The organism is Arthrobacter sp. MDT1-48-3 (assembly GCF_054511015.1).
The window spans coordinates 121,240-134,336 of the sequence record NZ_JBTNDL010000006.1; the positions used below are offsets into that span (position 1 = coordinate 121,240).

The 13,097-nt window shown below is 71.2% G+C and carries 11 protein-coding genes; 2 read left to right on the top strand and 9 right to left on the bottom strand.

Annotated features, from left to right (window positions below):
• The 3 genes from ACX80L_RS13700 to ACX80L_RS13710 all read right to left on the bottom strand — a co-directional run bounded on the left by ACX80L_RS13700 (position 1) and on the right by ACX80L_RS13710 (position 3,606).
• A complete protein-coding gene (locus ACX80L_RS13700) occupies positions 1-513 on the bottom strand; it encodes a hypothetical protein (protein WP_459290297.1) in 513 nt (170 codons plus the stop codon).
• A 148-nt stretch (positions 514-661) separates the two neighbouring features.
• Positions 662-1,684 carry an MraY family glycosyltransferase gene (locus tag ACX80L_RS13705; protein ID WP_459290299.1) on the bottom strand — a complete coding sequence of 341 codons (1,023 nt, stop codon included), beginning with the start codon at positions 1,682-1,684 and terminating at the stop codon, positions 662-664.
• Entirely contained in the window at positions 1,681-3,606 is a 1,926-nt protein-coding gene (locus ACX80L_RS13710) for a polysaccharide biosynthesis protein (RefSeq protein ID WP_459269102.1), read from the bottom strand. The genes ACX80L_RS13705 and ACX80L_RS13710 overlap by 4 nt, the downstream gene beginning before the upstream one ends.
• A 202-nt stretch (positions 3,607-3,808) precedes the next feature.
• Between ACX80L_RS13710 and ACX80L_RS13715 the strand changes: the two genes are divergently transcribed.
• Together ACX80L_RS13715 and ACX80L_RS13720 are read left to right on the top strand one after the other, a co-directional pair.
• On the top strand, positions 3,809-4,795 hold the full coding sequence (locus ACX80L_RS13715) for a glycosyltransferase (protein ID WP_459269103.1): 987 nt from the start codon (positions 3,809-3,811) through the stop codon (positions 4,793-4,795).
• Positions 4,792-5,748, top strand: coding sequence for an NAD-dependent epimerase/dehydratase family protein (locus ACX80L_RS13720; protein ID WP_459290301.1), 957 nt, complete (start codon positions 4,792-4,794; stop codon positions 5,746-5,748). Before ACX80L_RS13715 ends, ACX80L_RS13720 begins: the two co-directional genes overlap by 4 nt.
• Before the next feature lie 6 nt (positions 5,749-5,754).
• Here the strand turns inward: ACX80L_RS13720 and ACX80L_RS13725 are convergent, their stop codons facing one another.
• The 6 genes from ACX80L_RS13725 to thrB form a co-directional block, all read right to left on the bottom strand.
• Entirely contained in the window at positions 5,755-6,486 is a 732-nt protein-coding gene (locus ACX80L_RS13725; protein ID WP_133080850.1) for an L-threonylcarbamoyladenylate synthase, read from the bottom strand.
• An 81-nt stretch (positions 6,487-6,567) separates the two neighbouring features.
• Positions 6,568-7,539, bottom strand: coding sequence for a glycosyltransferase (locus tag ACX80L_RS13730; protein ID WP_459290303.1), 972 nt, complete (start codon positions 7,537-7,539; stop codon positions 6,568-6,570).
• Positions 7,536-8,405, bottom strand: coding sequence for a peptide chain release factor N(5)-glutamine methyltransferase (prmC, locus tag ACX80L_RS13735; protein ID WP_459290305.1), 870 nt, complete (start codon positions 8,403-8,405; stop codon positions 7,536-7,538). Before prmC ends, ACX80L_RS13730 begins: the two co-directional genes overlap by 4 nt.
• Positions 8,406-8,407: 2 nt before the next feature.
• Positions 8,408-9,487 (bottom strand): peptide chain release factor 1, encoded by a 1,080-nt coding sequence (prfA, locus tag ACX80L_RS13740; RefSeq protein WP_133080853.1) that lies wholly within the window; start codon positions 9,485-9,487, stop codon positions 8,408-8,410.
• Positions 9,488-9,621: 134 nt separating this feature from the next.
• Entirely contained in the window at positions 9,622-11,757 is a 2,136-nt protein-coding gene (gene rho, locus ACX80L_RS13745) for a transcription termination factor Rho (protein ID WP_459290307.1), read from the bottom strand.
• Between the two features lie 332 nt (positions 11,758-12,089).
• Complete coding sequence (gene thrB / locus ACX80L_RS13750) at positions 12,090-13,097, bottom strand: homoserine kinase (RefSeq protein WP_459290309.1); 1,008 nt, start codon at positions 13,095-13,097, stop codon at positions 12,090-12,092.

Genomic DNA, 13,097 nt, shown 5'->3' on the forward strand with positions numbered 1-13,097 from the left:
TCAGTGCCCCTCTGCCGGGTCGGACGCCATGGGCGCACCGGTCGCTGCCGGAACACTCTCGTCGTAGAGGGGCGTCCTCAGCCTGGAGAACGCGAGGACCTCGGCGACCTGCCACGCGATGACGGTGGCGAGCGCTCCGGTGAAGAACCAGGTGCGGTCGAGCCAGCCCGGCGTCCCGAGGAAGAACAGGACCGCGGCGAACCCGACCACCTTGATGGCGTAGGTGACGGCGAAGAGGCCCAGGGCACCCGAGGGATTGGTCCTGCCGGTGAAGTGCCCGATCAGGAGGCTGATACCGAAGAACGCCATGACGAGTGCGGCGCCGAAGACGACGCTCAGGCCCGCGGAGGGTGCGGTCGCGAGGGCTGCGGCGGCCGCGAGCACCAGCGCCACGGCACCGCCTGCGGCGGCACTCCGCGCGAGGATGCCGAGCCAGGGGGACGCGGTGGCCTCCGAGGCGGTCACGAGGTTCGGGTGGTCGGCTCCGGTCGCCGGGTGCTCCGGTCGTGGCACGTGCTGTCCGCTCTGTCGGCTGCGCCGTCCGGCGCCCTGCTGGTCCTCCGTCGACGGCGTCGGGAGGGCTGGTGCGGGTCCGCGCGATCCGTCGTCGTCGCACCCGGCGCCTGAAATTCTACAGCACCACGAAGACGGGCCGCGGGCCTCAGGCCCGGTCGGCCACCCGCCGCCGTGCGAGGGCGCGGAAGATCCGGGGCGAATACAGGTACAGCGCGACGACGGCCGCGGCGAACAGGGACGCGGTGACGGCGAGGGGCGCCGTCGCGGTGGCAAGCACGAATCCCGCCGCCGCCGTCAGGGCGGAGAGGACGCTGACGAGGATCGAGACCTGCACATGGCTGAGGCCGGTGTCCGTGAGCCGCTGGTACACGTGCTGCCGGTGCGCGGTGTACAGGCGCTCGCCCCGGCGGGCACGGCGCAGAAAGGTGGTGAAGGTGTCGGCGAGGTAGATCAGGACGGGCGAGAGCAGGTATTCGAGGTAGACCCCCGCCAGCAGTCCCGTGACCGCGATCGCGGCGATGGAGGCACCGAGGAGATAGCTGCCGACGTCGCCGAGGAACACGAACCCCCGGCCGAGGTTCCACGGCAGGAACCCGGCGAAGGCCGCCGCCACCACGAGGCCCGCGACCGTCAGCCACAGCTGGTCGCTGAGCACGCCGGCCAGCGAGTAGAAGAGTCCGACGACGAGTCCGTGCATGCCCGAGATCCCGTTGATCCCGTCCATGAAGTTCGCGGCGTTGATGTAGGTGGCGAGGGCGATCGCCCCGATCGGGACCCACCAGTAGCTGCTGTCGTCGATGGTGGTGGCCAGCGCCGCCGTGCCGATCACGCCGACCAGCAGCTGCGCCGAGAGGCGCACCCGGATGGACAGGCCGCGGAAGTCCTCGATCCAGCCGAGGGTGGCGGAGGCGCCGACCATGCAGATGATGATCAGGATGAGCGACCTGTCCACGGCGACCAGACCCGTCGCGAGGGAGAGCGCGAGCGCCACCAGGAGCGCCACTGCCACGGCCACTCCCATGCCGCGGATCACGATCGTGCTGTGCGAGGAGCGGTCGTTCGGGATGTCGATGACGCCCAGCGTCCTCAGCAACGGCTTGACGACGACGGGCAGCGCCAGGGAGACACCCAGCGCGACGAGAGCGACGAGGGTGAGGAGTCCGGTCATGACGCCGGCCCGCCGGCACCCGAGCGGGACGGGGAGGCGCTCGCTCCGCCCGGTGATGCCGGTCCGGCACCGCCTTCGCCGCCGACGGCTGCGATGCTCCGCCGGCCGTCGAAGCCGCCCTCGGCCTTCCATTCCCGGAGGCTCAGCCGCTGGGGGTCGAGCGGGGCGACGGAGGTGTGGGAGATCTTGGGGTGGAGCGGACGGGAGTCGTCCTCCCCCGCGCCCATCAGGTCCTCGTGCATCTTCTCGCCCGGCCGCAGGCCCGTGAAGACGATGTCGATGTCCTTGCCGGACATCGCGATCATGCGCTGCGCGACGTCGAGGATCTTCACGGGTTCCCCCATGTCGAGGATGAGCACCTCCCCTCCCCTGCCGATGGCCCCGGCCTGCACGACGAGCTGGCAGGCCTCCGGGATGGTCATGAAGAACCGGGTCACCTCGGGATCGGTCACCGTGATCGGTCCGCCGTTGCGGATCTGCTCCGTGAAGAGGGGGAGCATGGAGCCGCGGCTCCCGATGACGTTGCCGAAGCGGACGGAGACGTACTTCTGGCCGGTGCGTTCCGCCTGCCAGGACGTGAGCCTCTCCGCGACGCGCTTGGAGTGGCCGAGCACGCTGGTGGGGTCGGCCGCCTTGTCCGTGGAGATGTTGACGAAGTTGGTCACGCCGACGGCCGAGGATGCCCGGAGCACGTTCAGGGTGCCCTGTACGTTCGTCTTCCAGGCCTCCTCCGGATACTGCTCCAGCAGCGACACGTGCTTGAGGGCCGCGGCGTGGAAGACGACCTCCGGCTTCCGGTCCTCGAAGATGTCGAGCAGCGCGTCCGCGTCGCGGATGTCGGCCAGGACGGTGTCGCGGCCCGTGAGCAGTCCCCGGCCCGTGAGCGAGATCTGCGTCGACTGGAGGCCGGTCTCGTCGCGGTCGAGCATGATGAGCTCCGCGGGGAGGAAGCCGGCGAGCTGGCGGCACAGTTCGGACCCGATCGACCCCCCTGCACCGGTCACCAGGACCCGCTTCCCGGTGACGTAGCCCGCGACCTCGTCCGGGTGGATGTCCACCGGGCGCCGCCCGATCAGGTCCTCGACCGCGACCTCCCGGAAGTCGGCGATGCCCGCGCCGGCGCCGCCGAGCATGTCCCGCAGCGGCGGCAGGACCAGCACCTTGATGCCGAGGCCCGCGACGAGGTCCGAGACACGGCGCACCTGGGCGGCCTCGACGTCGGCGAAGGCGATGACGAGGACGGAGGCCTGGGTGCGGGCCGCGACGTCGCGCAGGTCGTCGATCCTGCCGAGGACGGGCACCGATGCCAGGCGCAGGTGCTTCTTGGCGGGGTCGTCGTCGATCAGGCCGACGGGGAAGTAGGGCGATCCCGGGTCCTGCATCATGCGGCCGACGAGGGAGTTGCCGAGGAAGCCTGCTCCGTAGATCAGCGTGCGCTGGGCGTCCTCCCCCGGTTTCGCCTTGCTCTCGACGTACATGCGCTTGAGGTAGCGCGTGGCGGCCAGGAACATGCAGGCGAACGGGAAGGCGATGATGCCGATGCTGCGCGGCACCTCGATGACCGTGAAGAACGCCACGCTGACGAGCACCAGGATCACGGCGACGAGGACCGCGACGATCACGAGCAGTTTCGCCTCGTGGAAGCTGCCGAAACTGTAGCGTCCCCGGTACAGCGCGAAGCTGAGTCCCACCACCAGCTGGGCGACGACGGCCACGGCGCAGAACGCCGCGATCCCGGGGACGTTGACCTCCTTGACGAGGAGTTCGTAGCGGAGGATCAGCGCGAGGAGGATGGCCACGATCCAGGCCGCAGCGTCGAGAAGGTACTGCGACCACAGCCAGATCGCCGGCTTGTCGCCGGACGGAGCCGCTGCAGTGGAGCCGGATTTCCGGGCGGGTGCCCGGCCTTCGTTGAGTGCCATGATTCCTAACGGTGTCATGCAGGCCGACACCGCGTTCCACCCGGAGGCGCGACCGCCGGGGGCTGCCCGGCCCGGCTGTGCAGGACTGGCCCGGTCGGGACCGGAACACGGTGTAATAGACTGCTACTACCCGAGAATACTAACTGCACCGCCTCTGCCTGGTCCGTTGCGCACCGCCCTGGCGCGGCCCGGAAGGAACACGTTGCACGTCCCTGACGCCGCTTCTCCGAGCGTGTTCATCGTCGTCACCACCTTCAACCGGGTGGGCCACCTCCGGGAACTCCTCGCATCCATCGCGGTGCTCGATCCGGCGCCGGCCGGCGTGGTCGTCGTCGACAATGCCAGCACGGACGGCACGGCGGACCTGCTCGCCGAACTGGACCTGCCCGTTCCGCTGATCGTGCACCGTCTGCCGGACAACGCCGGCGGCGCCGGTGGTTTCGCCGCCGGGATGGCGAGGGCCCTGGCCGAGGGCGCCGAATGGCTGTGGCTGATGGACGACGACGTCGTCGTGTTCCCCGATGCGCTCGCGTCCTTCGCCCCGTGGATGCCCCGCTACTCGTGCATCCACGGCCGCCGGTACGACTCCGCGGGTGAGCCCTTCTTCTGGCAGCACATCCTGAACGAGGCCCTCGGCGTCCACCTGCCGGTCCGCGGTGACGTCTTCGCCCGGTCGCGCGTCTTCCACACGAATGTCGGGTGCTTCGAGGGCATGCTGGTGGCGGCCGACGTCGTCCGCGAGACCGGACTCCCCGACGCACGGTTCTTCCTCAACGGGGACGACCTGACGTACGGCTGGCTCATCTCGCAGCGGCATCCCGTCGCGTACGTCGACGCCTTCGTGCTGCGGAAGACCCGTGCCCAGCGCCAGGTGGACCTCCGGGTCCGGCATCTCAACGACTCGAGCAACCTCTCGCGGTTCTGCGGCATGCGCAACCGCGGCCACCTCGCGCGCTACCTCCGGCTCCACGGACGCCACAGCGCCGTGGCGTTCGGCGTCGGGACCTTCCTCTCGGCCGCCAAGGAGGTCCTGCGCCTGGTGGCGGTGGAGCGGTCACTCTCCGGCCTGTCCGCCCTCTGGCGCGGCTGGCGGGCTGCCAGGGTCATCCTGAAGGACCCCGACTGGCAGCCGGAGCCGCCCCTCGCGCCCCTGTCCGGTCCGTCGGGCCGCCAGGGAGGCACCGCATGAGCTGGCTCGTCCTCGGCGGCTCGGGCTTCGTCGGTTCCGAGGTCCTCCGGGCGCTCCGCGCGGCAGGCGTGGACGCGGTGCCCGCTGCGGCACCCCGCCTGGTGACGGCTGCGGACACACCGGAGGCGCTCGTCGCTGAAGCGGCGCTCCTCGACGGCGCCGGCCTCCGCGCCGCGATGGCGGGCCATTCCGTCGTCGTGAACGCCGCCGGACTCGCAACGCCGTCATCCGGCGACGTGCAGGCACTGCTGGGTGCGAACGCCCTGCTGCCCGCCGTCGTGGCCCGGGCCGCGGCGACCGCGGGCGTGGGTCGCGTCATCCACCTGAGCAGTGCCGCGGTGCAGGGCAGGACGCCGGTACTGGACGCGACGGACACGGTGCACCCGTTCTCGGCGTACTCGCGCAGCAAGGCGCTCGGCGAACAGTCGATCGATCGCGTGGCCGCGGACGAGCCGGCGCTGTCGGTGGTGACCATCCGTGCCACGTCCGTGCAGGGGCGCGGCAGGCCGACGACGGCGGCGCTGGCCCGCCTCGCGCGCTCGCCCCTCGCCTCGGTGGCCTCCCCGGGCAGCGCCAGGTCGCCCATCACGTCCGTCGAGGCCCTAGCCGGTCTGGTCCTCGCCGTGGGCCGCCACGCGGGGCCGGTCCCGTCCAGGGTGCTGCAGCCGTGGGAAGGACTCACCGTGCGGACCGTCCTCGAGGCGGCCGGCGGACGGCCCCGGATCCTGCCCGCGGCGCTGTGCCGCCTCGCGGTGGGAAGCGGCTACGCACTGTCGGGCCTGCTGGGCGGCCGGCTCGACGGGCACGTCCGCCGGGTGGAGCTCATGTGGTTCGGCCAGGACCAGGTACCGGGCTGGGCGGAGGATCAGGGCATCCCGCCCGCCCCCCGGGTCCGTGAGGTCCTCGCACGCGCGCAGGATCGGGCGGACGACGGCGGAGCACCCGCCGACTGACGCGGCTCAGGCGGAGGCCTGGCCCCCTGCAGCACCGTCGTCGGCGGCGTCGTCCCGCGCGGCGGGGCCACCGTCCGCGGCATGCCCGTCGATGTCGAGAATGCCGGGGACGACCTCCCGGAGGCGGTCCAGCGCGAGGGTTCCCTGCCGCACCACCCGCAGAGTCTCCCCGGTGGCGTCCACGATGGTGGATCCGGTCCCCTCGGCAGCGGTGCGTGGACCGGCATCGAGGTACACGGCGACCGATTCGGCCAGCTGCGCCGCGGCATCCGGCGCCGTCGTCGCTGCCGGCGCGCCGGTCCTGTTCGCCGACGACACCGCGAGCGGGCCCGTGAGCCCGAGCAGTTCGAGCGCGACGTCGTCGTCCGGCATGCGGAGGGCGACGGTTCCCAGGGTGTCGCCGAGGTCCCACGTCAGGGAGGGCTGGGCGTGGCAGATCAGGGTGAGCCCGCCGGGCCAGAACGCTTCGGCGAGCCGACGGGCGTCCGGGTGCACATCGGTCGCCAGTCCGTCGAGCGTCTGGATACGCGGGATGAGGACGGGCGGGGGCATGTTCCGGCCGCGGCCCTTCGACGCGAGGAGGGTGGCCACCGCCTGCGGTGAGAAGGCGTCCGCGCCGATCCCGTACACGGTGTCCGTGGGCAGGACGACACATTGCTTGAGCGACACCGCCCGCTGGGCGGCCGTGAGGCCGTCGCGTCGCTGGGCGGGATCGGAACAGTCGTAGCTCGTTGTCACCTGCCCATCCTTCCATCCGGGCAGGCGGCTCCGCACATCGTGCTGCCCGGCGAGGCAGGGCGGGGCGGGGCGGGGTGCAGGTCAGGACGACGGCGGAGGGCCGAAGCCCGTGCCCCGCAGACCGGCCGAGTAGGCGGCGAACCAGGCGCGGAGCCCCTTGAGGTCGCGCTGGGTGAGGAAGTAGTACGGGAAGCCGATGACGTCCGCGCCGAACCAGCGGAGGTTGCGGTACTTGCGCGCCAGGTAGGCGCGGTTCCGGAAGTACGAGAACCGCTTGAACTCGCCCTCGGGGATGACGGGTGTGATGAAGCCGCCGAAGATCGGCTTCATCTCGGACCAGGTGGCCGGGTGGCGGACGGCGACGGTCGCCAGGGTGCCGTACTTCAGGCCCGCCTTCCGCACGCGGGCCAGGAAGTCGACCTCGTCGCCCCGGATGAAGAACTTCATGTCCGGCAGGCCGATCGTGGCGAACACCTCCGCCCGGATCAGCGCACCGTTGAAGAAGTGCACCATGTCGGGCAGATAGCCCATCGCCTCCAGCGTGGCGCGGTCGTTGGTGAGGAGGCCGTTGATGCGGAAGTTGAAGGACAGCCGGGAGGGATCCGACGTCGCGGCGACGAGCGGGCTGACGATGTCGAGGTCGTGGTCGTGGGCGGCGCGCAGCAGTTCGGCGAGGCAGCGCTCGTCCTCGGGGTGCCCGTCGTCGTCCATCAGCCAGATCCACCGGGCGCCGCTCGCGATCGCCGCGAGGATCGCGAAGGCGAAGCCGCCGGCTCCGCCGAGGTTGGCTTCCGAGCGGAGGTAGTGGATGGTCCCGCCGGCGGCCTCGACGACGTCGGTCGCGGGCCGGGTGCCCGAGTCGACGAGGGCGACCGTCGCGATCGGGGCGCTCTGCGCCACCAGGGAGCGCAGGAGCTGCGCGAGCTCCTCGTGCCGGTCGTAGGTCACGGCGGCGACCGCGACGGTGTCGGTGCGGGTCGCGGCGCCGTCGGGTGTCGCGTCGGGTACCGTCAGGGGGCCGACGGCTCCCGGGCCCGTGGTGCGTTCGGTCATCGCGCTGCCTTCCCGGTGGTGTCCGGCGTCGTGCCGGCGCGGAGGACGGCGCTCGTCGCGCGGTCCCGTCCGCTGAGGTCCTGGTGCGTCCGGATCGTCGTCCAGACATCCGCCTGCTCGAGGAAGGCGGCGACCCAGGGCGCCTGCACCTCCGCGTGCTCCATCACGAAGTAGCCGCCCGGCCGAAGGAGGCGGGCGGCGGAGGCGGCCGCGGCACGCGGCAGGCGCATGCCGTCCGCCCCCCCGCCGTAGAGAGCCATCTGCGGGTCGTGCTCCGCCACTTCCGGCTCGTTCGGCACGGCATCGGCCGGGATGTACGGGGGGTTGGACACGACGATGTCGAAGGTGCCGTCCTGGTCGGCGAGTGCGGTCGCCAGGTCGCCCTGGCTGAGCTGCACGCCGAACGGCTCGAGGTTCGGGGCGGCCCAGGCCAGGGCGAGGTCGCTGAGCTCGACGGCGTGCACGTCCGCACCGGGCACCTCGTCGGCCACGGCCGCGGCGATGGCGCCCGATCCCGTCCCGAGGTCCACGATCTTCGGTCCCTCGAGCTGCGATGCCCGGTCGATCACCAGTTGTGCGACCGTCTCCGTCTCGGGCCGCGGGACGAAGACGCCGGGACCCACCGCGAGTTCGACGCGACGGAAGTGGGCGACCCCGGTCAGGTGCTGGAGCGGGACGCGCCGCGCGCGCTCGTCGACGAGGGCCTCGAATCCCGGGGGCACCGGGGCACCGGTCAGGGCCAGCGCCCTGAGCCTCCCGCGGGAGACGCCGAGCAGGTGGGCGGCCAGGAGCTCGGCGTCCACCCGGGGGCTGGGGACCCCTGCGTCGCGGAGCCGTTGTTCGGCGACCCGCAGGGCCTCCTCCACGCCTACTCTTCCGTGCCGATGGCGTCCAGGCGGGCCTGCTCGTCCATCTCGATGGCCGACTGCACCACGGGCTCCAGATCGCCGTTCATGACGGCGTCGAGGTTGTAGGCCTTGTAGCCCGTGCGGTGGTCGGCGATCCGGTTCTCCGGGTAGTTGTAGGTCCGGATGCGCTCGGACCGGTCCATGGTGCGGATCTGCGACTTGCGGATGTCGGAGTTCGCGGCGTCGATCTTCTCCTGCTCGTGTGCCAGGATGCGGGAGCGGAGGACCCGCATCGCGGCCTCGCGGTTCTGCAGCTGCGACTTCTCGTTCTGCATCGCGACGACGATCCCGGTGGGCAGGTGGGTGATGCGTACCGCGGAGTCGGTCGTGTTGACGGACTGTCCGCCGGGGCCCGAGGAGCGGTAGACGTCGATCTTCAGGTCGTTCTGGCTGATCTCGACCTCCTCCGGCTCGTCGACCTCGGGCAGCACGAGGACGCCTGCGGCGGAGGTGTGGATGCGGCCCTGCGACTCGGTGACGGGCACGCGCTGGACGCGGTGCACGCCGCCCTCGAACTTGAGGCGCGCGTAGACACCCTCGGCGGGGTCGTTGGAGGACCCCTTGATCGCCATCTGGACGTCCTTGTAGCCACCGAGGTCGGACTCGTTGGCGGAGATGAGTTCGGTCTTCCACCCCCGGGATTCGGCGTAGCGCGCGTACATGCGGAGCAGATCGCCGGCGAAGAGTGCCGCCTCGTCGCCGCCCTCGCCGCCCTTGACCTCGATGATGACGTTGCGGCCGTCGTTCGGGTCACGCGGGATGAGCAGGCGGCGCAGGCGCTCCTGGGCGGTGGCGAGCTGCTCCTCGAGCACGGGCACCTCGGCGGCGAACTCGGGGTCCTCCGACGCCATCTCGCGGGCGGCCTCAAGGTCGTCGTGCAGGGCGGTCCACCGGTTGTGGGCATCGACGATCCTGCCGAGCTCCGCGTACCGGCGGCCGAGCCTCCGGGCCAGCGCCTGGTCGGCGTGGACGGCGGGGTCGGCGAGCTGGTCCTGCAGCTCGGAGTGCTCGTCGAGCAGTCCCTGGATGGATTCGAACATCGGGTGTACCTCTTTCGGCGTCTACCGCCAGTCTACGAAGGTCGGGAGGGCAGGGACGACCGCCCCGGTTAACGGACGAAGCCGCCCGGGGCGGGCCGGCCAGATGGCCGGCCCGTCCCGAACGGCTGCCGTTGCTAGTCGGAGTCCTTGGAGCCCAGCGTGGTCTTCTGGACCTGCATCAGGAACTCGACGTTGGACTGCGTCTCCCGGATCTTGTTGGTGAGCAGCTCGAGTGCCTGCTGGGTCTCCAGACCCGACAGCACGCGACGCAGCTTCCACATGATCTTGACCTCGTCCGGCGAGAGCAGGTTCTCCTCGCGGCGCGTGCCGGAGGCATTGACGTCGACGGCGGGGAAGATGCGCTTGTCGGCGAGGCTGCGCGAGAGGCGGAGCTCCATGTTGCCGGTGCCCTTGAACTCCTCGAAGATGACCTCGTCCATCTTGGACCCGGTCTCCACCAGCGCGGTGGCGAGGATGGTGAGCGAGCCACCGTTCTCGATGTTGCGCGCTGCGCCGAAGAAACGCTTCGGCGGGTACAGTGCCGCGGAGTCCACGCCACCGGAGAGGATGCGGCCCGACGCCGGAGCGGCGAGGTTGTACGCACGTCCGAGGCGGGTCATGGAGTCGAGCAGCACGACGACGTCCATGCCCATCTCCACGAGGCGCTTGGCGCGCTCGATGGAGAGTTCGGCGACCGTGGTGTGGTCGTCGGCGGGACGGTCGAACGTCGAGGCGATGACCTCGCCCTTGACGGTCCGCTGCATGTCCGTGACTTCTTCGGGACGCTCGTCGACCAGGACCATCATGAGGTGGACCTCAGGATTGTTGATCGTGATGGCGTTCGCGATCGCCTGCAGGATGAGGGTCTTGCCGGCCTTCGGCGGGGAGACGATCAGGCCACGCTGGCCCTTGCCGATCGGGGCCACGAGGTCGATCACGCGGGGGCCGATCTTCTTCGGGTCCGTCTCGAGGCGAAGGCGGTCCGAGGGGTAGAGCGGAACGAGCTTCGCGAACTCGACGCGGTCCTTGAGGTCCTCGGCGGGCTTGCCGTTCACCGAGGTGACGCGCACCAGGGCGTTGAACTTCTGGCGTGCGCTGGCCTGGGTCTCGCCCTCGCGGGGAGCACGGATCGCGCCGACGACGGCGTCGCCCTTGCGCAGGTTGTGCTTCTTGACCTGGGCGAGCGACACGTAGACGTCGTTCGGGCCCGGCAGGTAGCCGGAGGTGCGCACGAAGGCGTAGTTCTCGAGGACGTCGAGGATGCCGGCGACCGGCAGCAGGACGTCGTCCTCGGTCACCTCGACGTCGTCGACGTCGGGCTGGTTGCGGTTGCGGCGACGGTCGTTGCGCTCGTTGCGGTCGTTGCGGTCGCGGAAGCGGCTGTTGCGGTCCTCGGGACCGCTGGTGCCGTTGCGGTTCGCGCGGTTGCGGCGGTTGCGGCCGCGGCCGTCGTCATCGCCATTGGCTCCGTTGGAGCCGTTGCCGCGGTTGTCGCTGCGCTCGCTGCCGTTGCGGCCGCTGTCGTTCTGGCCGTCGCCCGGAGCGTTCGAACGGTCCTCGTCGCGACCGTTGCGTGAACGGGAGCGGCGCTCGTTGCGGTCGCCCCGTCCCTCGCCCTGCTGGCCGGACTGGGCCTCGGGCTGGGACTCGTTCTGGCCGGCGTTCTGGGCGTCGCCCTGCGAGCCGTTCTGGGACTCGTTCGAGCCCGCCTGGGCCTCGGAGCGGTCCTCGCCGCGACGGTTGCGGCGGTTCCGCTGGTTGCGCCCGCCGTTGTCGCGGTCCTGCTGCTCACCGGCAGGAGTCTCCTCGGCGGCGTCGCGCGACGGGGCCTCGACCTGCTCGGTGGCGATCGGTTCGGCGTCGGACGCGGGTGCGGAGACGACGCCGTCGCTGCCCGCGCGGCGGTTGCGGTTGCGGGTGCGGGGCTGGCGCTCGGCCGGAGCCGACTGCTCGTCCTGTCCGCTGTCCGCGGCGGTCCCGGTCTGGACGGTGGCGGTCGCGGGACGCTCTGCGTCTGCGCTGCGCTCACTGCGGACCGCGGGGGTCTTCTGGCGGTCGGCGACTGCGGATCCGCGCTGGTGGTCGGAGATCGCCGACACGAGGTCGCTCTTGCGCATCCTCGATCCGCCGGTGATGCCGAGCTGGCCCGCGAGGGCCTGGAGCTGGGCGAGCTTCAGGCCTGCAAGGCCGCTGCTCTTGGAAGTTGTTGCGCCGGTTGCTTCAGCGTCTTGGGTGGCCACACCTGGTAACAGGTCAGTGGTTTCAGTCACGAAGGATCCTTCCCCCTCGTCGGGCGGCCACCTGATCGGTGGTCCGCGGTGGTTTGCCCCGTGCCGCAGGTGAAAGCAGGCGGGGTTCGGCCGAGCCGGAGGCAATCCGGCAGGGCCGCGTGTGCTGGGAGCCCGCGGATGTCGATGTGCGGGAGGAGAGATCCGCACGCACAAAGATAAGGTCGGAGGCTACACCGGAGGATGTGCTGCTGCTGATGGAACCTGCAGTTTTCGCGGCGGTCTAGAGAAGAGGACGGCCAGCTCAACAGAAGCACATGGCGTCTGGTGAAAGACACGGTAGTTGCGCAAGACGCAAGATTCGCCCGACGTTCCTACCCCTGGTGCACCTCCACTTTAGCACCTTCCCGCTCCACCGCGAGCCGGAGGACCCGCCAGGACGCGGGGGTGTCGCCCTGTGCGACGAGCGACCGGACGGCGTCCTCGGCGGCACGGGCACCGGCCTCTCCCACCGCCAGGGTCAGGACGCTCGGTCCGGCCCCTGAGATGGTGCTGGCGAATCCCGCCGCACGGAGGCCTCGCAGGAGGGTGGCGCTCGGGAGCATCGCCTGCGCGCGGTAGTCCTGGTGCAGGGAGTCCTGCGTGGCGGGGAACAGCAGCGACGGATCAGCGCCGAGGGCGTGGACCAGGAGCGCGGCGCGGCCGGCATTCGCCGCGGCGCTGTGGTGGGAGACCGACGGCGGGAGGAGTGCGCGGGCGCTCTCCGTGGACAGCGCGAGATCCGGGACGGCGATCACGGGGATGATGTCCGGATGAACCTCGACGCGCGTGGTGTGGTAGGCCCTGCCGCTCTCCCAGGAGATGGCGAGGGCTCCGCCGAGCGCGGGGGCCACGTTGTCCGGGTGGCCCTCGATCGAGGCCGCCCACTGCAGGAGGTGCGCGGCGTCCAGTTGCTCGTCCGCGGGCAGCAGGGCGTTGCCGGCGAGGACCCCGGCGACGATCGCCGCGGCGGAGGAGCCCATGCCCCTGCCGTGCGGCACGACGTTCACGGTGTCGAGCTCGAGCCCGGGCGCCCGCCGCCCCACGCGGTGCAGCGTGCTGATCAGGGACCTCGCGACGAGGTGGGTCTCATCAGCGGGCAGTCCGGCCGCCCCCTCCCCCGTGGCGTGCACCGTCGTCGAGCCCGACGTCGTGGTGCGGACACGCACGGTGTCGTGCAGCGCCAGCGCGAGTCCGAGGGTGTCGAAGCCGGGCCCCAGGTTCGCGCTGGTGGCGGGAACCCGCACCACCACGTCCTGGCCTGCCTCGACGGCCGGGAAGTCCGAGACCTCCGAGACCTCCGAGACCTCCGACGACGCAGGTGCTGCCTGCACACCCGCCAT

What these genes read in the sequence shown, in the direction of transcription:
- ACX80L_RS13705 (WP_459290299.1), bottom strand. Translation starts at nt 1,684, where the DNA reads ATGACCGGACTCCTCACCCTCGTCGCTCTCGTCGCGCTGGGTGTCTCC.
- ACX80L_RS13710 (WP_459269102.1), bottom strand. Translation starts at nt 3,606, where the DNA reads ATGGCACTCAACGAAGGCCGGGCACCCGCCCGGAAATCCGGCTCCACT.
- ACX80L_RS13720 (WP_459290301.1), top strand. Translation starts at nt 4,792, where the DNA reads ATGAGCTGGCTCGTCCTCGGCGGCTCGGGCTTCGTCGGTTCCGAGGTC.
- ACX80L_RS13730 (WP_459290303.1), bottom strand. Translation starts at nt 7,539, where the DNA reads ATGACCGAACGCACCACGGGCCCGGGAGCCGTCGGCCCCCTGACGGTA.
- prfA (WP_133080853.1), bottom strand. Translation starts at nt 9,487, where the DNA reads ATGTTCGAATCCATCCAGGGACTGCTCGACGAGCACTCCGAGCTGCAG.
- thrB (WP_459290309.1), bottom strand. Translation starts at nt 13,097, where the DNA reads ATGGCGGGTGTGCAGGCAGCACCTGCGTCGTCGGAGGTCTCGGAGGTC.